This window comes from Streptomyces humi (genome assembly GCF_001005085.2).
Taxonomy (GTDB): domain Bacteria; phylum Actinomycetota; class Actinomycetes; order Streptomycetales; family Streptomycetaceae; genus Streptomyces; species Streptomyces humi.
The window spans coordinates 1-19,209 of record NZ_LBMU02000034.1; the positions used below are offsets into that span (position 1 = coordinate 1).

15 protein-coding genes, 2 tRNA genes, 1 other RNA gene and 2 pseudogenes are annotated in these 19,209 nt (G+C 73.1%); 12 read left to right on the forward strand and 8 right to left on the reverse strand.

Features of this window, described 5'->3' with window-relative positions:
• Positions 1 to 311: 311 nt before the first annotated feature.
• Positions 312 to 1,106: a hypothetical protein gene (locus AAW13_RS15440; protein ID WP_046733952.1), complete on the reverse strand. Its 795-nt coding sequence runs from the start codon at positions 1,104 to 1,106 to the stop codon at positions 312 to 314.
• 58 nt (positions 1,107 to 1,164) lie between these two features.
• Positions 1,165 to 1,797 carry an RNA polymerase sigma factor gene (locus AAW13_RS15445; RefSeq protein ID WP_071659564.1) on the reverse strand — a complete coding sequence of 211 codons (633 nt, stop codon included), beginning with the start codon at positions 1,795 to 1,797 and terminating at the stop codon, positions 1,165 to 1,167.
• Positions 1,798 to 1,964: 167 nt separating this feature from the next.
• Between AAW13_RS15445 and AAW13_RS15450 the strand changes: the two genes are divergently transcribed.
• From AAW13_RS15450 to AAW13_RS15470, 6 genes and pseudogenes are all read left to right on the forward strand, one after another.
• Positions 1,965 to 2,444 carry a hypothetical protein gene (locus AAW13_RS15450; protein WP_046733950.1) on the forward strand — a complete coding sequence of 160 codons (480 nt, stop codon included), beginning with the start codon at positions 1,965 to 1,967 and terminating at the stop codon, positions 2,442 to 2,444.
• A 90-nt stretch (positions 2,445 to 2,534) separates the two neighbouring features.
• The gene (locus tag AAW13_RS15455) at positions 2,535 to 3,119 is read left to right on the forward strand and encodes an SMI1/KNR4 family protein (RefSeq protein ID WP_046733949.1); all 585 of its coding nucleotides are present in this window, start codon (positions 2,535 to 2,537) and stop codon (positions 3,117 to 3,119) included.
• 305 nt (positions 3,120 to 3,424) lie between these two features.
• The gene (locus AAW13_RS15460; protein WP_240528628.1) at positions 3,425 to 4,222 is read left to right on the forward strand and encodes a bestrophin-like domain; all 798 of its coding nucleotides are present in this window, start codon (positions 3,425 to 3,427) and stop codon (positions 4,220 to 4,222) included.
• 311 nt (positions 4,223 to 4,533) lie between these two features.
• Positions 4,534 to 4,926, forward strand: coding sequence for a hypothetical protein (locus tag AAW13_RS45580; protein ID WP_143145010.1), 393 nt, complete (start codon positions 4,534 to 4,536; stop codon positions 4,924 to 4,926).
• A gap of 223 nt (positions 4,927 to 5,149) precedes the next feature.
• A pseudogene (locus AAW13_RS15465) lies at positions 5,150 to 5,521 on the forward strand (replication initiator); the annotation flags it as partial.
• A gap of 119 nt (positions 5,522 to 5,640) precedes the next feature.
• Positions 5,641 to 5,934 (forward strand): annotated as a pseudogene (locus tag AAW13_RS15470) (tyrosine-type recombinase/integrase); the annotation flags it as partial.
• Positions 5,935 to 6,013: 79 nt separating this feature from the next.
• Here the strand turns inward: AAW13_RS15470 and AAW13_RS15475 are convergent.
• Positions 6,014 to 6,101: transfer RNA gene (locus AAW13_RS15475), tRNA-Ser, on the reverse strand.
• Between the two features lie 72 nt (positions 6,102 to 6,173).
• Here AAW13_RS15475 and ffs point away from each other — a divergent pair.
• The 6 genes from ffs to AAW13_RS15505 all read left to right on the forward strand — a co-directional run bounded on the left by ffs (position 6,174) and on the right by AAW13_RS15505 (position 15,365).
• Positions 6,174 to 6,272, forward strand: an RNA gene (ffs, locus tag AAW13_RS15480) — signal recognition particle sRNA small type.
• A gap of 58 nt (positions 6,273 to 6,330) precedes the next feature.
• Positions 6,331 to 8,703: a DNA polymerase III subunit gamma and tau gene (locus tag AAW13_RS15485; protein ID WP_071659565.1), complete on the forward strand. Its 2,373-nt coding sequence runs from the start codon at positions 6,331 to 6,333 to the stop codon at positions 8,701 to 8,703.
• Positions 8,704 to 8,991: 288 nt separating this feature from the next.
• The gene (gene purD / locus AAW13_RS15490) at positions 8,992 to 10,245 is read left to right on the forward strand and encodes a phosphoribosylamine--glycine ligase (protein ID WP_046733680.1); all 1,254 of its coding nucleotides are present in this window, start codon (positions 8,992 to 8,994) and stop codon (positions 10,243 to 10,245) included.
• Positions 10,246 to 10,532: 287 nt separating this feature from the next.
• Positions 10,533 to 12,626: a hypothetical protein gene (locus AAW13_RS15495; protein WP_206306227.1), complete on the forward strand. Its 2,094-nt coding sequence runs from the start codon at positions 10,533 to 10,535 to the stop codon at positions 12,624 to 12,626.
• A gap of 250 nt (positions 12,627 to 12,876) precedes the next feature.
• A complete protein-coding gene (locus tag AAW13_RS15500; protein ID WP_046733681.1) occupies positions 12,877 to 14,373 on the forward strand; it encodes a N,N-dimethylformamidase beta subunit family domain-containing protein in 1,497 nt (498 codons plus the stop codon).
• Positions 14,374 to 14,465: 92 nt separating this feature from the next.
• Entirely contained in the window at positions 14,466 to 15,365 is a 900-nt protein-coding gene (locus tag AAW13_RS15505; RefSeq protein ID WP_046733682.1) for a phosphoribosylaminoimidazolesuccinocarboxamide synthase, read from the forward strand.
• A 44-nt stretch (positions 15,366 to 15,409) separates the two neighbouring features.
• Here the strand turns inward: AAW13_RS15505 and AAW13_RS15510 are convergent.
• The 5 genes from AAW13_RS15510 to AAW13_RS15530 form a co-directional block, all read right to left on the reverse strand.
• A tRNA-Gly gene (locus AAW13_RS15510) sits at positions 15,410 to 15,482 on the reverse strand.
• 22 nt (positions 15,483 to 15,504) lie between these two features.
• Entirely contained in the window at positions 15,505 to 16,119 is a 615-nt protein-coding gene (locus tag AAW13_RS15515) for a response regulator transcription factor (RefSeq protein ID WP_046733683.1), read from the reverse strand.
• Complete coding sequence (locus AAW13_RS15520; RefSeq protein WP_046733702.1) at positions 16,116 to 17,357, reverse strand: sensor histidine kinase; 1,242 nt, start codon at positions 17,355 to 17,357, stop codon at positions 16,116 to 16,118. The genes AAW13_RS15515 and AAW13_RS15520 overlap by 4 nt, the downstream gene beginning before the upstream one ends.
• Positions 17,358 to 17,374: 17 nt before the next feature.
• Positions 17,375 to 18,205 carry an ABC transporter permease gene (locus AAW13_RS15525; protein WP_079178823.1) on the reverse strand — a complete coding sequence of 277 codons (831 nt, stop codon included), beginning with the start codon at positions 18,203 to 18,205 and terminating at the stop codon, positions 17,375 to 17,377.
• Positions 18,202 to 19,140, reverse strand: coding sequence for an ABC transporter ATP-binding protein (locus tag AAW13_RS15530; protein ID WP_046733684.1), 939 nt, complete (start codon positions 19,138 to 19,140; stop codon positions 18,202 to 18,204). The genes AAW13_RS15525 and AAW13_RS15530 overlap by 4 nt, the downstream gene beginning before the upstream one ends.
• Positions 19,141 to 19,209: the final 69 nt, after the last annotated feature.

Sequence of the window (19,209 nt, forward strand, 5' to 3'; positions counted from 1 at the left end):
CCGACTGAGACCGCTCCGACTGAGACCGCTCCGACTGAGACCGCTCCGACTGAGACCGCCCCGACTGAGACCGCTCCGACTGAGACCGCCCCGACTGACGCAGTCCGCCGACGACGGACCGGCCGTGGCGTCCGCGCGGCTTGGCGGTGGTGTCCGCGCGGCTTGGCGGTGGCTCCCGTGCGGCCTGCGGTGGCTCGTCCGCGGCCTGCGGTGGCTTGTCCGCGGCCTGCGGTCGCGTCCGCGCGGCCTGGCGGTGGCTCCCGTGCGGCTTGTTGTCGCGTCCGTGCGGCCTGCGGTGGCTTGTTCGCGGCCTACTTGTTCTTGCCGTTGCCCTGGCCGCCGCCCGCCTGGTCGCTCCCGTTCCCGTTTCCGTTCTCGTTCCCGCTTCCGCTTCCGCTCCCGGGGGTGTTCTTGTCGGAGGCGCCGGTGTCGTTCTTGGCGGACCTGCCCGAACCGGTCGAGCCGCTCGGCGTGGCCGTCGCCCCGCTCAGCTGCCCGGCACAGTAGGCGCCGACCCGGTCCGCGCCCCCGGCGGCCGCGACGAGCCGCTGCCAGGCCGTCGAGCCGAGCGCCTTGCCGTGGTCCTGGACCTGTGCGTAGGCGCGGCAGTGGGCCTCGGTGTCCTGGGCGGTGGCGGGCCGGTCCGCGGGCCGGGCGCCGCCCGCGGACGGTGACGGCTCCGCGCCGCCCGGCCGGCCGGAGCCGGCCGCCGACGGGCGCGCCGTGACCCGGCCGGTGTCCGCATCCTCGGTGGAGGAGCCGACGGAACCGACGGCCGCGACCGCCGCACCGCTCAGGGCGAGACCGGCGAACGCCACGCCGAACGTCAGCTTCAGCGGGCGCCGGGCCCGCCGCTGCCCGGCGGGCCGCCAGTCGTCCCGGCGCCGGGTACGGGCCTGGTGCGCGCCCGCGGCACGGGCGGCCCGGAAGGCGGCCACGGCCCGCTGCTCGGTGCCGGCGGCGAGTTCGTCGGCGCGGATGACGGCGGCGAGGACCGTCTCCAGCACGCCGGCGTCGTCACGCACGTCCGCCGGGCCGGACCAGGCGTCGCCGTTCCGCGCACGCCGACGGTCTCGTACCCCCTCGCCGTCCCGCCGCTCGCTCATGTCCGCTTCCGTTTCTGTTTCTGTTCCTGTTTCCGGCGATCACCGTCACCGACGTCGTTCATGCCGAATCCCCAAGCGTGCGGGAGGCCCCATCCGTCACACCCTCCTCCGCTTCACCGCCGATGCCCAGCTGGCGTGCGAGGCGTCTGAGGCCCCGGTGGGCCGCCGTGCGCACCGCTCCGGGGCGCTTGCCGAGGACCCGCGCGGCGGCGGGACCGTCCAGGCCGACGACGACCCGCAGGAGCACGGCCTCGGCCTGGTCTTGAGGCAGCCCGCGGACCAGTTCCAGGGCGCGCTCGGTCGAGATGGACTCCAGAGCCTGCTCGGGGGTGTTGTGCGGGCTGGGCAGCTCCAGCACGTCCTGGTCGGTCCCGACCGCCTGGGGCCGGACCCGGCGGCGCCGCAGGTGGTCCAGTGCCCGGTGCCGGGCGATGGTCGCGGTCCAGCCGCGGAAACCGGCCCCGTCACCCTTGAAGCGTCCGATGTCCCGGGCTATCTCCAGCCAGGCGTCCGACGCCACGTCCTCCGCGTCGTCGCCGACGATTCCGCGGAGGTAGCCGAGCAGGTTCGGCTGCACGATCCGGTAGGCGACCGCGAAGGCGGCCTCGTCGCCCTCCTGGGCCCGCGTGACCGCGGCGCCCAGATCCCCGTCGTACTCCTGCACGCGCCGGGGTTGCCGTACCTGGCCCAAGATTGCCCTCGTTCGCACCGATCACAGCCGAGTCCACGCCGTCCGTCGTGCTCCGGTCCCATCGACGGCCTCATCGTGACCAGCGTGCGGGCACACAGAAGTGTCACAACGTTCCCGGTTCTCCTGTGACGGGTGATGCTCCGGCCCCTCCGTGCGCTCCTCCTGGCATGAGCGCGTACCTCCGTCTGCGTGCGGTGCCGGCCCCCGCACTGCGCAACAGCCCGGCCTGGCTGGAACGGCTTTTCACGAGCGCCCCCGGGACCGTCCCGCACCGGGCGGGGCGGCACCGCGAGGAGGTGCTGGACACCCGCTGCCCGGACCAGGAGCGCATCTACGCCGGAGCGCCACCGCACGGTCCGGACGTGGTGCTCGGCGGGCGCCCGGTGTTCCGGACCGGCCGGCACGCACCGCCGCTGCTGGTGCTGACGGCCGCCCGGACCCGCGGGGTGGCCGGATTCCTGACGGCCGCCGACTTCGACGCCCTGTGGGACACCGCCAGGGGCACTCTGCTGCCCCGCTACGGAGGGGAGGGCGCGGAGCCCGAGGCGCGGCGGGCCTTCGCCGAGGCGCACCAGGAACTGAGGGCGTTCTACGTCCGCACGGCCGAGCACGGGGACGCGGTGGTGAAGTGGCCGTCCGAGCCGTGAGGGGCGCCGGCCCGGACCGACGGTTGATGCCGTGACCCGGCCGCACTACGTTGGCGGCCGGCGAGGGCGATCGATCGAGGCGGGGACCGCATGGCAGGGCTGAGTGACCTCGTGGAGCTGTTCGGTCCGCCGCCGGCTCGCACAGCGCTTCCGGAGGACTGGGCCGAGGTCGAGGAGTACGTCGGCTCGGCGCTGCCGGGTGACTTCAAGGCGTTCCTGGACGCCTACGGGCCGGGCGTGATCTGCGGCGAGCTGGTCGTCTTCCACCCGCGCGGCGCCGGCGCCCTGCTGACGAGGATGCGGCAGATCCACGCGAGGTTCGGCGCGTCATGGCGAAGCGCCCCGGACGCGTACCCGTTCCGTTTCCACCCCGCCCCCGGCGGCCTCGTCTCCTGGGGGTACGACCACTCGGGCGACGAGCACTTCTTCTGGCCGTGCGCCCCGGAGCCGGACCACTGGAAGGTCGTCACCAACGTCAACGGAGCCGACCCCGAGATCTTCGACGGTACCTTCACCGACTTCGTCCTCTCCTTCACCACGCGCCTGCGCGACGCGGACCCCCGCGACGGCCTCGATCCGGACGCCCTGGAGTTCCTCGAACCGGAGGACCTGGACGAACTGGCGGCCCTCGGCGAATCCGCCCCGGTCACCCCGAGCTTCGAACCGTCCCCTTGACGGCGGCTGTCTCCCCGGACCCGGCGAGTGAGACGGGCGCGGCGGTGGTTGCCGGTGCAGCGGTGGTTGCCGGTACAGCGTTGGTTGCCGGTACGGCTGCTGGTTGCCGGTACGGCCTCGTGCTGGGCCGTACGGGGCTGTTTGGCCGACGAAGCGGGATTCCCTGCTGGGCGTCGCGCGGGTCAGAGGCCCTGGGCCTGTGATCATGGAGCGTTCATTGAAGTGATCGACGACGAGCTCCGGGTCGCGGGGGCCGATGTGCCGCCGCCGTGGGGCGCTCGCGGGAACGCGCTGTAGGTGATGTGGTGAGCTGGTTGACCTCGCTGCCGGCGGTGGCGCTGATTGTGGGCGGGCTCTTGGCCGCCCTTCTGGTCGCGGCTGTGGCGCGGGTCGGCGTCCGGGCGCTCGTACCGGTCGGAGAACAGGACCGGGTGCCGCAGATCGCCACGCCTCTGATGCCGACACTCGGCGCCGCCTTCGCGATCTTCGCGGCACTCTCACTGGCCAGCGAGGCCGGCTACCTGCGCGCAGCCGAGGGACTGGTGAGCGACGAGGCGGCCGCGGCTTCCCGCCTGGCATGGGCGGCGACAAGTCCGCGGGTCCACTCGGAGCCGATCCATGCCGCGCTGCTGGACTACTTGCGGACCACGCGGGCCAGGGAATGGGAGGGTACAGCCGCGTCGTCCGGTGACTACCCGGCCACCGCTCGCGCGATCGCACGGCTGGAGCGGACTGTGCGCGCCGAGGCGGCCCGGCCCGAGGTGGGAACCGCGACGGACACGGAGCTGGTGGTTTCCCTGGACGGCGTCACCAGTAGTCGTCGCGCCCGCGTCGCGGCTGCCGGGCACGAGGTTCCCACGCTCTACGTCGTCACGCTCATGGCCAGCGGACTGGCGTTGATCGTGAACTCCGGCGCCCTGGTCTTCCGCAGCAGCCTGCGAACGTCACTGCTCATCGTGGGTGTCGCGAGTGTGGTCGGGCTGAGCCTGGCGTTGCTCTTCGCACTCAGCGCGCCTTGGCGCGGACCGTTCATCGTCAGCGGCCATCCGCTCGACGCCATCATCGGGGACCTGAAGTCCGGCTTCTTCGGCGGTAGACCGTAGACGGCGGACGACGAACGCCAGAGGGCCGGACCGCTTTCGCGGTCCGGCCCCCTGGGCTGGCGGAGGATACGGCGGCTGAGGGTGCGTACCGTCATGGTTCCCCGAGGTGGCCACGTAGTCGACGGTGATGGGTGCGTCGGCGTCGATGGCGTGGGCGAGCCGGCGGACGTCGCGGTACGGCAGGTGCTTCGCCCACCCTGCGACGAGGAGACATGGCACCGGTCCGCAAGGGATCACGACGGATCGATGTCGACGGCACGCCCTACCGAGGTAAGTGCGGCATGATCGCAGTCATGTCTTGAGGGGGACTGATGAGTGCCTGCGTAGCTTTGGCCGTCTTCTTCGGCCTGCTGGGTCTGATCCCGGCGGGGAAGGCGCGAGGCGTCCGTCACCTCGTAGCACATGGCGAGCGCGCACCCGGTGTGTGCGACTACGTCACCTGGGACGACGGCAACGCGAGCGCCTGGTGTTCGTTCGTCACTCCGGACGGCAAGAACAGACAGGTTGTGGTTCAGGGGTATGGATCTCCACGATTCGAGGCTGGCGACGTGGTGGAGATCGTCTACTGGAAGGACAGACCGCGTACCGCGGTGGTGGTACAGAACGAGGAGAACTACCGGCGCATCCACATCGTCGCTGCAATCGTCTGCTCCGTACTGGCCGGCGTTTTCGCGCTGGCCGCGGTCCTGGCCTCAGCGCTCTAGAAGCTTCGGCAGCGTGACTGGTGCCATCACAACAGCTGACGCTGCCTGGGTCGACGGCAGACGGGATGGGAGCTCCCCGCGCACGCCACACCCGGCCGGCACTCGCGAACGGCGCCCTTTCCATCTCGGAGCCTGAGGACCCCGTCGGAGGCATGGCCTTGACCGTGGCCGCGCTCGCCAGTTCTCGACCCAGGGGCCGGCCCGCGCCTCGCGCGGGCACTTGATCTATCTCCGCCGGGAGGTAGCCAAGCGCGCGGGCTTGTCGCAGCGCCGCCTGCGTGACCATGCCCGTGTCTCGTTCGCCAAGGTCGCCGAGTACCAGAAGCGCGGCGCCGTCCACTTTCACGCCGTCATCCGCCTCGACGGCCCACAAGGCGGCGACACCCCGCCCCCGGCCTGGGCCACCGCTGAACTCCTCAGCGATGCCATTGAGGCTGCCGCGACCAAGGTCCGCGTCGACGGCCCGACCCTCGACGGCCGCACCCACACCCTCACCTTCCGCCGCCAACTCGACGTCCGCACCATCCGCTCCGCCGACTTCGACAACGGCCAGGAACTCACCGAACGCGCCGTCGCCGCCTACATCGCCAAATACTGGCTTGAGCGCCGCCGAGACCTGGCTTGCCGCATCCCTCGAACCCGCCCCCGCAACGGAAGGAGAACCAACCCATGGCTGAGCCCCGACTCGCCACCGTGCCCGAGACCTCCGACCACTTCGCCTCGCCGGTCGGCGGACCGCTGAGCCCCAACACCGACTTCCATGTCTGGAAGAGGCTTCTTCGGGACGCTGGCGTACGAGACGGCCGTCTCCATGACGCTCGCCACACCGCCGCGACGGTCCTGCTGATCCTCGGCGTCCCGGACGTCGTGATCGACTCCATCATGGGTTGGGAGCCCGGCGGAGCGGCCCGGATGCGCGCGCGGTACATGCACGTGACGGGGACCATGCTCCGCAAAGTCGCGCAGCAAGTCGGCGACGCTCTTTGGGAGCTCCCGAAAACGAACTGAGACGGAAAGTGAGACGGAGAACGTCGAAGGGCCCCACTGCGGACAGTGGGGCCCTTCGACATCGTGCCCGGTGAGGCACTGGCGGAGGATACGAGATTCGAACTCGTGAGGGGTTGCCCCCAACACGCTTTCCAAGCGTGCGCCCTAGGCCTCTAGGCGAATCCTCCGCTGGGAACATTACATGACCGAGAGGAGTGCTCGCGAACTCGTTCTCACCTGCTGACGTCGGGTACTCTGTGCAGAGCCCCTCACGCGGCGCTATCTGACTGAACTCCCCCAGGGCCGGAAGGCAGCAAGGGTAGGTCGGCTCTGGCGGGTGCGTGGGGGGCGCTTGCGTTCGCGGGCAGGAGTCCGCGGCGGGCCGGGTTGTCAGTGGCCGCCTATAACCTCGTATGTGTGTCGTCTCTCGCGCTGTACCGCCGCTATCGCCCGGAGTCGTTCGCCGAGGTCATCGGGCAGGAGCATGTCACCGACCCGTTGCAGCAGGCGCTGCGGAACAACCGGGTCAATCACGCGTACCTGTTCAGCGGGCCGCGTGGGTGCGGGAAGACCACCAGCGCGCGCATCCTCGCGCGGTGCCTGAACTGCGAGCAGGGGCCGACGCCGACGCCCTGCGGCGAATGCCAGTCCTGCCGCGACCTGGCCAGGAACGGCCCGGGATCCATCGACGTCATCGAGATCGACGCGGCCTCTCACGGTGGTGTGGACGACGCCCGTGACCTGCGCGAGAAGGCCTTCTTCGGGCCCGCGGGCAGCCGCTACAAGATCTACATCATCGACGAGGCCCACATGGTCACGTCGGCCGGCTTCAACGCCCTGCTCAAGGTCGTCGAGGAGCCGCCGGAGCATCTGAAGTTCATCTTCGCCACCACGGAGCCCGAGAAGGTCATCGGGACCATCCGGTCGCGGACCCATCACTATCCCTTCCGGCTGGTGCCGCCCGGGACCCTGCGGGACTACCTCGGTGAGGTGTGCGGCAAGGAGCAGATCCCGGTCGAGGAGGGCGTGCTGCCGCTCGTCGTGCGGGCCGGTGCCGGGTCCGTGCGTGACTCCATGTCCGTCATGGACCAGCTGCTCGCCGGGGCGGGCGAGGCCGGTGTGACGTATGCCATGGCCACCTCCCTGCTCGGGTACACCGACGGCTCGCTGCTCGACTCCGTCGTCGAGGCCTTCGCCACCGGGGACGGCGCCGCCGCCTTCGAGGTCGTGGACCGCGTCATCGAGGGCGGCAACGACCCCCGGCGCTTCGTCGCCGACCTCCTGGAGCGACTGCGGGACCTGGTGATCCTCGCCGCCGTCCCGGACGCCGCGGAGAAGGGGCTCTTCGACGCCCCCGCCGACGTCCTCGAACGCATGCAGGCCCAGGCCGGCATCTTCGGTGCCGCCGAGCTCAGCCGCGCCGCCGACCTCGTCAACGAGGGGCTGACCGAGATGCGCGGTGCCACCTCCCCGCGCCTCCAGCTGGAGCTCATCTGCGCCCGTGTTCTGCTGCCCGCCGCTTACGGGGACGAGCGGTCCGTCATGGCCCGCCTCGACCGGCTGGAGCGGGGCGTCAACTTCTCGGGCGGGGGCGGCGCGCCCGCCATGGGGTACGTTCCCGGACCTGACGCGCACGCGCAGGCTCCGGGCGGCGCTCCGGCCGGGCCACCGATTCCGCCGGGGGGCGGCATGGCGGCGGCGCGGGCGGCCGCGCGAGGGGGAGCGGCACCCGCTGCCACTCCCTCCGCACCCCAGCCTCCGGCGCAGCAGCCTCCGGCACCCCAGCCTCCGAGCCAGCAGCCTCCCGTCCAGCAGGCTCCAAGCCAGCAGGCCCCGGCCCCCGCGCCAGTTCACCCCGTCCAGCAGCCCCCGGCTCAGGCCCCGGCCGCACCGTCCGCTGCCGGCGCGCCCACTCCCGCATCCGCTCCGCCTGCCGCGCCCGGTGCCTGGCCCACGGCGGCCTCCGCGGGCGGCGGCGCCCGCCGGCCCGGCGGCTGGCCCACGGGTCCGGGCGCGGGCGCGGGCAGCACCCCGCCCGCCCAGCAGCCCCCCGCCTCCGCCTCCGCCTCCACGCCGTCTCCGGCCCAGGCCCAGGCCCAGGCCCAGGCCCAGGCCTCGGCCCCGGCAGCACCCGCGCCTGGCGCCGCCCCCGCCGGCGGGCTCGACCCCCGTGTCCTGTGGCCGAACATCCTGGAGGCCGTCAAGAACCGCCGCCGTTTCACCTGGATCCTGCTGAGCCAGAACGCCCAGGTCACCGGCTTCGACGGCACCAACCTCCAGCTCGGCTTCGTCAACGCCGGCGCCCGGGACAATTTCGCGAGCAGCGGCAGTGAGGACGTGCTGCGGCAGGCGCTGTCCGAGCAGTTCGGCGTGCAATGGCGGATCGAGGCGGTCGTCGACCCGACGGGTGGTGGCGGCGCTGGTGGCCCGGTCGGCTCCGCCTCGGCGGGCCCCGGCTACGGCGGGGGTCAGTCCGGCGGCTACGGCGGTTCGTCCGCGGCATCCGGCTACGGCGGCGGCTACGGCGGCCCCGCCGCGTCCGCTCCCGCCCGCCCGGCGGCTCCCCAGTCCGGACCGGCCCAGTCAGCCCCGGCGTCCCAGGCGCCGATGTCCGCTCCGGCGCCCGCCGCGCCCCCGTCCAGCGCCCCCGAGCCACCGCCCCCGGTCTCCCCCGAGGACGACATCCCGGAGGAGGACGACCCCGACCTCGACGAGTCGGCCCTCTCCGGCCCCGAACTGATCATGCGGGAGCTGGGCGCGACGGTGGTGGAGGAGATCCGCAACGAGTAGCGCCCCGGTCGCGCGGAGGGGCGGTCAGGGCCAGGGCCTGTCTGAACAATTCCCGTCTGCCCCGCGACGCCATGGACGCACTCTCGCCCCACCGGGCCCTGACCCAAGTACGTCAAGTACGAGGGTCAGGGCCCGGCGGACCGAGAGCACGCACCTGACGCCGCGGTGCCCGCCCTCCGGGCGGACGACGGGAAGTGTTCAGACAGGCCCTGGTCCCCCCGGGCGGTCGCGGTGGGTGTTCTGCCCTTGGAGGATCCTCCAGTCGGCCCGCCCGGTTACGCTGGCCCCGTGAAGGTCCTCGTCATCGGTAACGGCGCCCGCGAACATGCCCTGTGCCGCTCCCTGTCCCTCGATTCCGACGTCACCGCGCTGCACTGCGCCCCCGGCAACGCCGGTATCGCCGAGGTGGCCGAGCTGCACCAGGTCGACGCCCTGGACGGGCCGGCCGTGGCCGCGCTCGCCACGGAACTCGGCGCCGACCTGGTGGTCGTCGGCCCGGAGGCCCCGCTCGTCGCCGGGGTCGCCGACACTGTGCGTGCCGTGGGCATCCCGGTCTTCGGCCCCTCCGGCGAGGCCGCGCGGATCGAGGGGTCCAAGGCGTTCGCCAAGGACGTGATGGCGGGGGCCGGTGTCCCCACCGCCCGTTCGTACGTCTGCACGAACGCCGCGGAGGTCGCCGAGGCTCTCGACGCCTTCGGGGCACCGTACGTCGTCAAGGACGACGGGCTCGCGGCCGGCAAGGGTGTCGTCGTCACCGACGACCTCGACGTGGCCAAGGCGCACGCCGCCGGGTGCGAGCGGGTCGTCATCGAGGAGTTCCTCGACGGTCCCGAGGTCTCCCTCTTCGCGATCACGGACGGCGTGACGGTCCTCCCGCTCCAGCCCGCGCAGGACTTCAAGCGCGCCCTGGACGGCGACGAGGGCCCGAACACCGGCGGCATGGGGGCGTACTCCCCGCTGCCCTGGGCCGACCCCAAGCTCGTCGACGAGGTCCTGGAGACCGTTCTCCAGCCGACCGTGGACGAGATGCGGCGGCGCGGCACCCCGTTCTCCGGACTGCTCTACGCCGGCCTCGCGATCACCTCCCGCGGGGTCCGGGTCATCGAGTTCAACGCCCGCTTCGGCGACCCGGAGACCCAGGTGGTCCTCGCCCGGCTGAAGACCCCGCTGGCCGGCGTCCTGCTGGCCGCCGCCGAGGGCACCCTCGACGACCTGCCCCCGCTGCGCTGGCGCGAGGACGCCGCGGTCACCGTGGTCATCGCCTCCCACAACTACCCCGGCAGCCCGCGCACCGGTGACCCCGTCACCGGCCTCGGCACGGTGGCCGCCGAGGACGCCCCGCACGCCTACGTCCTGCACGCGGGGACCAGGCGCGACGGCGAGGAGGTCGTCAGCGCCGGCGGCCGCGTCCTCTCCGTCACCGCGACCGGCCATGATCTGACCGAGGCCCGTGAGCGCGCCTACACCGCCGTGGCCCGGATCGGTCTCGACGGTTCCCAGCACCGTACGGACATCGCGGCGAAGGCGGCGGCCGAGGCCTGAGCCCCGGCGGCGGCGCTTTCCGCACTCTCCTGTCCCTGATCAGGCCCCGGACCCGAAATCCGGGGCCTGATCTTTGCTGTCTGTCGATCACCTCTGACCAAAGCCATTCCATCGAGTGACCGATGCCCCATCCGGCTGACGGGGGCCGGGGCCCCAACTAGGGTGCGGCGCAAGCGTTCCGGCACTTGGCCCACCGGCATTGCGATGTCAGTGACGGGTGCCACAGTGGGGGAGTGAGCAACAGCCAGGACAGCGCCAGGACAGCAGGGAGGGGGTGAGGTCCGGTCGTGACCGGAATCGGTGTGGAGGCGGGAGCACAGGCGGCCCGTACGCGCGCGCTCGCCGTGCTGCGCGTCCGCGGCCGTGCCCTGGCCGTGGCGCTGCTGCCCGCGGCGGCCACGGTGATCCTGCTGACCGGCGGGTCCACCGGCCACCTCGTGGGCCGGGGCTGGGACACCGCCCGCTGGGCCGTCGGCGTGCTCGCCCTGGTCGTGCTGCTGGCCGCCGCCGGTATCGCCCTGGTCGTGGCCCGTGCCCGCCCGGCCGTGACCCCCACGGTCCCGATCCCGGAGGCGTCCGCCCCGGACCTGTACCGGATGGTCCGCGACCTCGCCGACCGTCTCGACGTCCCGGCGCCGTCCGCCATAGCGCTCACCCCGGACTGCGACAGCTGGCTGGAGGACCGCACCCACCCGGCCCACGGCCCGCCCGCTCCCCGCGGCGGCGACGAACTGACCGACGCGGGGTCGCACCGCCGTACGCCCGCCGCGCCCGTCCTCGTCATCGGCTCCCCGTTCCTGTGGTGGATGCGCGTCGGTGAGCTCCGCGCGGTCCTCGCCCCGGTCGTCGCCGGCACGGGACCCTCGGCGCATCCCGACATAGCGGCCGCCCGCCGTTTCGTCCGTGGCCTGGACGCCGCGGTGGCCGTCGCCGCCCTGCCCGGCCGCTGTCCGGCGACCCGACTGGTGTGCGGGGGGCTCGGCTGGGTGGCCCGGCTGCTGCTGCGCGGCTGCCGGGAGCACGCGGCCCTCATGGAGCGCGGGGTCGCCGCCGCCGCGGCCGAGCGCGCCCAGGCCGTGGACTACGGACTGCGGATCGTCGCGCAGGAGCAGGTCGGCCTGGCGTACGCGGGCTGGGACCGGCTGCTCACCCGGGTCGCGCTGCCCGCGTGGCGGATGGGCCGCTGGCCCTCCCGGCTGGACGCGGGCGTGGTCGCGGCGCTCACCGAACTGTCCCGGCGCGACCGGCTGGCGGAGGGGTTCGCCTCCCGGCTGGGCGAGCGGCCCGCCTGCGACCTGCTGGAGGAGCCGGGTCTGGTGGACGAGGCGACCTCGCTGCTCGCCGCCCGCCTCTTCCACGGCGGCCCCGCCGAGCCCGGCCCGGCCTGGGCGCCGGTGGACTGGCAGGAGTACCCGGACGAGGTCGTGGACCGCACCTGGCGGACCGAGGCGGCCCGGCTGCACCGCGTCCTGGACTCCCTCGGCGTCCGCGCCACCCTCGACCCGGCCGCCCCCGACCCCGGCGGCCCCACCCTGGCCCGAGTCCTGGACCACCTGACCGCCCCCACCAGCAGCAACCCCCCCACCACGACGGCGACACCCACACCCACAGCCAACGCCACCGGCGAAGCCGACCGCCCCCCGGCCGACGCCGAGCACTTCCCGGCCGACGCCGCACCCGCCCCGGCCGACGCCGAGCACTTCCCGGCCGACGCCGCACCCGCCCCGGCCGACGCCGAGCACTTCCCCGCCGACGGCGGACACGCCCCCGCCGCCGACGCCGCACACGCCCCCGTCGACGCCGAGCAGGCCCCGGCCCACAACCACGCGCACCTTTCGTCCCACGGCGAGCGCAACCCGTCCTACGACGACGAACCCACCGGTACCGAACGCAGTGCCGCCCTCGCGGCCGGTCTCACCGCGGCCCTCGCCCGCGAGGAACGCGAGCAGGCCGCCACCGGTGCCACAGCCGCCACCGCCACGGCCCCCACCACGGCCACCACCGCCACGACTGCCACCGCCCTCGCCGCCGGCGCCTGCCCCGGCTCGGCCGTCCCCGCGGCCCCCGGTCAGGGCGCCGCCGGCAGCCCCCTCTGGGACGACGGCGCGCTGCCGCTCTTCCCGCTCCAGCCCCCGCGCACCGCCCGGGAACTCCTGGCCGACCACGTCAAGGCGATGGTGTGCTGCGCGGCCATGGACACCGCCGGGGCCATCCCCGGCCTGGACTGGCTCGACGGCCCGTCCCTGCTGGTCGACGGCGAACGGGCCGCCGACCTGACGCCCAGAGTCCTCAGCCTGATCGAGGAGGGAGACCCGGCCCCGCTACGCGCCTGGCTGGTCAAGTCCGGGATACGGCCCGAGAAGCCGGTACGACTCGTCTGACCTGCGCGTTTCGAGGCCTTAGTGGAGTGAAGTGTTCCACTTCAGGCAAATTCGCAACGAACCGTGACAGGACGCGTGCGTTATGTGATGTGCTGGGACCGTTCGGTGAACTGGCAAGCGCATCCGACATAAGACAAACGCAACCGGCATGAGCGACACGAGGACAGGCGCCACGGTCACCGCCCGAACAGCAAGCGCACGTCGACTCGTATCAGCACACCTCACGGGGGCACGAGGGAGGGGAGCCACCATGGCATCGGACCACATCCGCCGCTGGGAGTCGGGAGCACTCGCGCACGCCGTCACGGATCCCTTCGGCCTGGGGCCCGTCCCCTGGCTGCGCGGCAGCGAGACCTATTTCGACGACACCGGACACGTCGTCCCGTGGTACGTGGACCCGAGCAGGCCACAGCCCACCGGCGAGAACCCGCGGGTGCCCGCACCCCGCAGCGCCGTCGGCGGCCCCCGCTCGGCGGACGACGTGCACCGCCAGATCAAGGGATTCACCTCGACCGGCGCGGTCGCCCCCGGCGAGGCCGTCGACTTCCACATCACGGTCGACCCGCCGCAGGAGTTCAGCGTCGACATCTACCGCATCGGTCACTACGGCGGCGACGGCGCATCGAAGATCACCACCAGTCCCCGGCTGTCCGGCATCGTCCAGCCGCCGCCGCTGGCAGCCGACCGCACCGTCTCCTGCCACCACTGGTGGCTGTCCTGGCGGTTGCAGGTCCCGTCGTACTGGAGCATCGGCGCCTACGTCGCCGTCCTCACCACGGCCGACGGCTACCGGTCCCACGTCCCGTTCACGATCCGCGACAACCACCCGGCCGACCTGCTGCTCCTGCTGCCCGACATCACGTGGCAGGCGTACAACCTCTACCCGGAGGACGGCCGCACCGGCGCCAGCCTCTACCACGCCTGGGACGAGCGGGGCCGGCTGCTCGGCGAGGCCGACGCGGCGACCACCGTCTCCTTCGACCGGCCGTACGCGGGCGCGGGTCTGCCCCTGCACGTCGGGCACGCCTACGACTTCATCCGCTGGGCCGAGCGCTACGGCTACGACATCGCCTACGCCGACGCCCGCGACCTGCACGCCGGCCGCGTCGACCCGGCCCGCTACCGGGGCCTGGTCTTCCCCGGCCACGACGAGTACTGGTCGCCGCGGATGCGCCGGACCGTCGAGCTGGCCCGCGACAGCGGCACCAGCCTGGTCTTCCTCTCCGCCAACACCATGTACTGGCAGGTGGAGTTGGGGCCCTCCCCGTCCGGGGTCGCGGACCGCCTGCTGACCTGCCGAAAGCGCCGGGGACCCGGCAGGCCCGTGCTCTGGCGCGAGATCGACCGGCCCGAGCAGCAGACGGTCGGCATCCAGTACGCGGGCCGGGTGCCCGAGCCGTCCCCGCTGATCGTGCGCAACGCCCGCCACTGGCTCTGGGACGCCACCGGCGCGCACGAGGGCGACGAACTCCCGGGCCTGGTGGCCGGCGAGGCCGACCGCTACTTCCCGCGCACCGCGCTCCCCGAGCACGAGGAGCGCATCCTGCTCGCCCACTCCCCCTACACCGACAACGACGGCGCCCGCCGCCACCAGGAGACGTCCCTCTACCGCGCCCCGTCCGGCGCCCTGGTCTTCGCCTCCGGGACCTTCGCCTGGTCCCCGGCCCTGGACCGCCCCGGCCACATCGACTCCCGGGTCCAGCGGGCCACCGCCAACCTCCTGGACCGCATCTGCAAACGGGACTGACGCGTACCCGCGTTCCCACCGCCCCCGTGTCGGCGCACAACCCGGCATACGGGAGAATCGAGGGCACCTGTACAGAACCACGGGGAGGAACCGTGTCCGGATTCGTCGAAAAGCCCGAGCCCGTGGAGGTCCCGGGTCTGGTGCATCTGCACACCGGCAAGGTGCGCGAGCTGTACCAGAACGAGGCGGGCGACCTCGTGATGGTGGCCAGCGACCGCCTGTCCGCGTACGACTGGGTGCTGCCGACCGAGATCCCCGACAAGGGCCGGGTGCTCACCCAGCTCTCCCTGTGGTGGTTCGACCGGCTGGCCGACCTGGTTCCCAGCCACGTGCTCGGCACCGACCTGCCCGCGGGCGCCCCCGCCGACTGGGCGGGCCGCACCCTGATCTGCAAGTCCCTGAAGATGCTCCCGGTCGAGTGCGTGGCCCGCGGCTACCTGACCGGCTCGGGGCTCGCCGAGTACCAGGAGTCCCGTACGGTCTGCGGGCTCGCGCTCCCCGAGGGCCTGGTCGACGGCTCCGAGCTGCCCGCCCCGATCTTCACCCCGGCCACCAAGGCCGAGGTCGGCGAGCACGACGAGAACGTGTCGTACGAGGAGGTCGCCCGTCAGGTCGGCGCCGAGACGGCGGCCCAGCTGCGGCAGGCCACCCTCGCCGTCTACGGCAGGGCGCGGGGCATCGCCCGGGACCGGGGGATCATCCTGGCCGACACCAAGTTCGAGTTCGGCTTCGACAACGACACCCTGGTTCTCGCCGACGAGGTGCTGACCCCGGACTCCTCCCGGTTCTGGCCCGCCGACGAGTGGCAGCCGGGCCGCGCGCAGCCGTCGTTCGACAAGCAGTACGTGCGTGACTGGCTGACGTCGGCCGAGTCGGGCTGGGACCGCAAGAGCGAGCAGCCGCCGCCGGCGCTGCCCGAGCGGGTGGTCGAGGCCACCCGGGCGAAGTACATCGAGGCGTACGAGCGCCTGACCGGCCAGAGCTGGTCCTAGAGCACGAAGAAGACCCCGGTCCGATGGACCGGGGTCTTGTACCGAGCGGACGACGAGGCTCGAACTCGCGACCTCAACCTTGGCAAGGTTGCGCTCTACCAACTGAGCTACGTCCGCATGCGCCGTGGCGCGAGAGCAACTATACCCAACCTCGCTCCCGTGCGAGACGCACCGCCGCGTGACGGTTCTCCGCACCGAGTTTGGTGACGGCGGAGGAGAGGTAGTTGCGCACGGTTCCCGGGGACAGCGCGGCCCGCTCGGCGATCTCGGTGACCGGTGCCCCGTCGGCCGCCAGTTCCAGCACCTCGGCCTCCCGCGAGGTCAGCGGCGAGTCCCCGGCGGAGATGGCGTCCGCGGCCAACTCCGGGTCGACGTAACGGTGTCCGGCGTGCACGGTCCGGATGATCTCGGCGAGCCGCTGGGCGCTGACCGTCTTCGGGACGAACCCTCGCACACCGGCCGCGAGCGCCCGTTTCAGATGTCCGGGCCGCCCGTGGCCGGTGACGATCAGCACCTGGCAGCCGGGCAGTTCGGTCCGCAGCGATGTGGCCACCTTCACACCGTCCGCACCGGGCATCTGGAGATCAAGGACCGCCACGTCGGGCCGGTGGGCCCGCGCCATGGCCAGCGCCTCCGGTCCGCTCGCCGCCTCCGCGACCACGACAAGATCGTCCTCCAGGCCCAGCAGCGCGGCCAGCGCGCCCCGGATCAGATGCTCGTCGTCGGCGAGCAGAAGCCGTACCGCAGCCGTCATGAGGTGACTCCGCTCACACTCGGGTCGGCCGAACGGCCGACCAGCGGCACGGCGGCCACCACCCGGAATCCGTCCGCTCCCACCGGCCCGGCCTCCAACGTCCCGTCCACCACCGCGAGCCGCTCCCGCAGCCCGGCGAGCCCGGACCCGTCCCCGCCGGCGGACCCGGCGGTCCCGGCCCCGTCGTTCTCCACCGTCAGCACCACACACCCCTCCCGTACCCGCAGCCCCACCGTGCACCGTCCCGCGTCGCCGTGCCGCAGCACATTGGTGGTCGCCTCGCGCACCACCCAGCCGAGCGCCGACTGCACCTCCGCGGGCAGCCCCGCAGCGTCCCCCGTGACCTCGCAGGAGATCCCGGCCGCGGCCAGCACCCCCTGCGCCCCGGAGAGTTCGGCGCTCAGGTCGGCGTCCCGGTAGCCCCGTACGACGGCCCGTACCTCCCGTTGCGACTCCTGGGCGATCCGCTGCACCTCGACCATCTGCTCGACGGCCTCGGGGCGTTCGCGCCGGGCCAGTTGCACGGCAAGCTCGCTCTTGAGGGCGATGACGGCCAGGTTCCGGCCGAGTACGTCGTGCAGATCGCGCCCGAACCGCAGCCGTTCCTCGGCGACGGCCAGCCGGGCGCGGGTCTCCCGGGCCTCGTCGAGGGCGTAGACGGCGTCCAGCAGCCAGACGGAGAAGATCGAGGTGGCGGCGAGGAAACCGCCGGACAGGAGCACCACGACCGTCGTGACCAGCGCCGCGGGACCGGGCACGCCCAGCGGGAGGGAGACCACGCCGGCTCCGCACGCGAAGCCCACGAGGGTGGTCACCACCCGGCGCCGGTCACGGACGCCGAGCGCCAGGGTGCCGGCGCCGAAGGCCAGAACCCCGACGAAGACGGTGACCGCCGCGCTGTGCGGGTCCTCGCCGTGGCCGCCGTACCCGCGCAGCGCCAGCGCCGTGACGGCGAACACGTAGGTGGCCGCGCCGAGCAGCCACAGCAGCCGCACCGGCTGTTCCCGCCGGCCCCGCGACCAGTCCAGGGCCCGGGAGGCGGTCAGCGCGCAGAGCGCCGCGTGGACGACGACCAGTGCGATCAGCCAGCCCGCGAGCCGTGGCCCGGCCGCCCCGAGGACCGGCAGCCCGATCGCCGAGACCTCGATCACCGCGAAGAAGTGGAACGACCACCGGGTGTACGTCTCGACCTTGGCGGGGGTGGTCTTGCCCCGCCACCAGCCTCCTGCCCCGCTCATCCCGGTCCCGTCCTCCGTCAGCGCCGAGGTTCCCAGCGGAACCACCGCCGTACAGCAAACACGGCCACGACGGTCCAGGCCAGGGCGGTGAGGACGGTGCCGAACGCCTCGTACGCGGTCAGCTCGCCGGTCCAGCCGGCCCGGACCAGCCGGACGGCGGGGGAGAGCGGGAGGAACTCGCAGACGGCGGCGGCCCGGTGGGGCAGGAGGTCCGTGGGCAGCGCGATGCCCGAGCCGATCATGGACATGAACACCAGGGGCAGCGCGGTGACCTGGGCGCTCTCGGTGGTACGGGTGAACGCCGAGGTCAGCGCGGCCAGCGTGGCGCTGAGCGTCAGGCCGGTGAGCAGTCCCAGCACGGTGAGCCAGGGGGCCCTGGGCGCACCCGCGTCGAGCAGGACCACGCAGCCGAGGGCCAGCACCAGCGCCTGTGCCAGGCCGAGGCAGACGGCGGGCAGGGCGGTGCCGCCCAGGATCTCGACGTCCGTCGGCTCCCCGGTGCGCAGCCGTTTGAGGACGAGTTCCTCCCGGCGGGCCACGTACGCGCTCACCAGGGAGGTGTACACGGCGAACAGGAAGGAGAAGCCGATGGCGGCGGTCAGCATCAGGGTGCCGAGGTTCACTCCCCGGAAATCGGCCTGGTCGATCGCGGGCCGGACGCTGAACGGCAGCGCGAGCGGCACGAGCAGTGCGGTGGCCACGGCGCTCCGGTTCCGGCCGAGCAGGGCGAACTCCGCCCCCGCCAACGCCCGGACCCGCCGCCGGGACCGGCTGGTGAAGAGGCCGCTCCCGACGGCGGGGAGTTTCCCGATGGCCGTACGGCGGTCCTCTCCGGTGATGCCGTTCATGCCGCCGCCTCCCGCTTCCGTGCGATGCCCAAAAACGCCTCTTCCAGGGAGGCCGAGCGCATGTCGAGGGCGTGCAGTTCCACCCGTGACCGCTCGGCCCAGGCCAGCAGGCCGGTGGCGGTGCGCTGCAACTCGCTGGTCCGCAGGCGCACCACGTCCCCGTCCGTCTCGTGTCCGCTCACCCCCAGCGGGCCGAGCGGCGGCAGGTCGCCCAGGAAGTAGCCCGGGGGCAGCCGGAAGGAGATCCGGGCCGGCTGGGCGGCGGTCACCTCGGCCGGGGTGCCGGTCGCCGCGACCCGCCCCGCGTGCAGGATCGCGAGCCGGTCGGCCAGGTCCTCGGCCTCTTCCAGGTAGTGGGTGGTGAGCAGCACGGTCGTGCCCGAGTCGCGCAGCGCGCGCACCAACTCCCAGGTGTCCCGGCGCCCTTCGGCGTCGAGTCCGGTGGTGGGCTCGTCCAGGAACAGCACCTCGGGCCGGCCGAGCAGGGCCAGCGCCAGGTCGAGACGGCGCCGCTCGCCGCCGGAGAGCTGCTTGACGCGTACGTCGGTCCGGGCGCCGAGCCCGACCAGGCCGAGCGCCTCGGCCGGCGGCCGGGCTCCGGTCGTACAGCCGGCCCACATCCTGACCGTCTCGCCGACGGTCAGTTCGGCGGGGAAGCCGCCTTCCTGGAGCATCACGCCGGTGCGCGGCCGTACGGCGGTCCGCTCGCGGTAGGGGTCGTGGCCCAGGACCCGTACCCGGCCCCCGTCCGGTGGTGCGAGGCCTTCCAGGAGTTCGACCGTCGAGGTCTTTCCGGCGCCGTTGGTGCCCAGCAGCGCGTAGATCTCGCCGCGGGCCACGGAGAGGGTGATTCCGCGGACCGCTTCGAACCCGCCCCCGTAGACACGGCGGAGATCTGTGACCTCAATCACGTGTTCGTGTTCGCTGTGTTCCATGGTCCCAGCGTCCCGGCGGCGGGACCGCGGGAGCAGTGCGCGGTGTCATCGCTCGCCATGACAAATGTC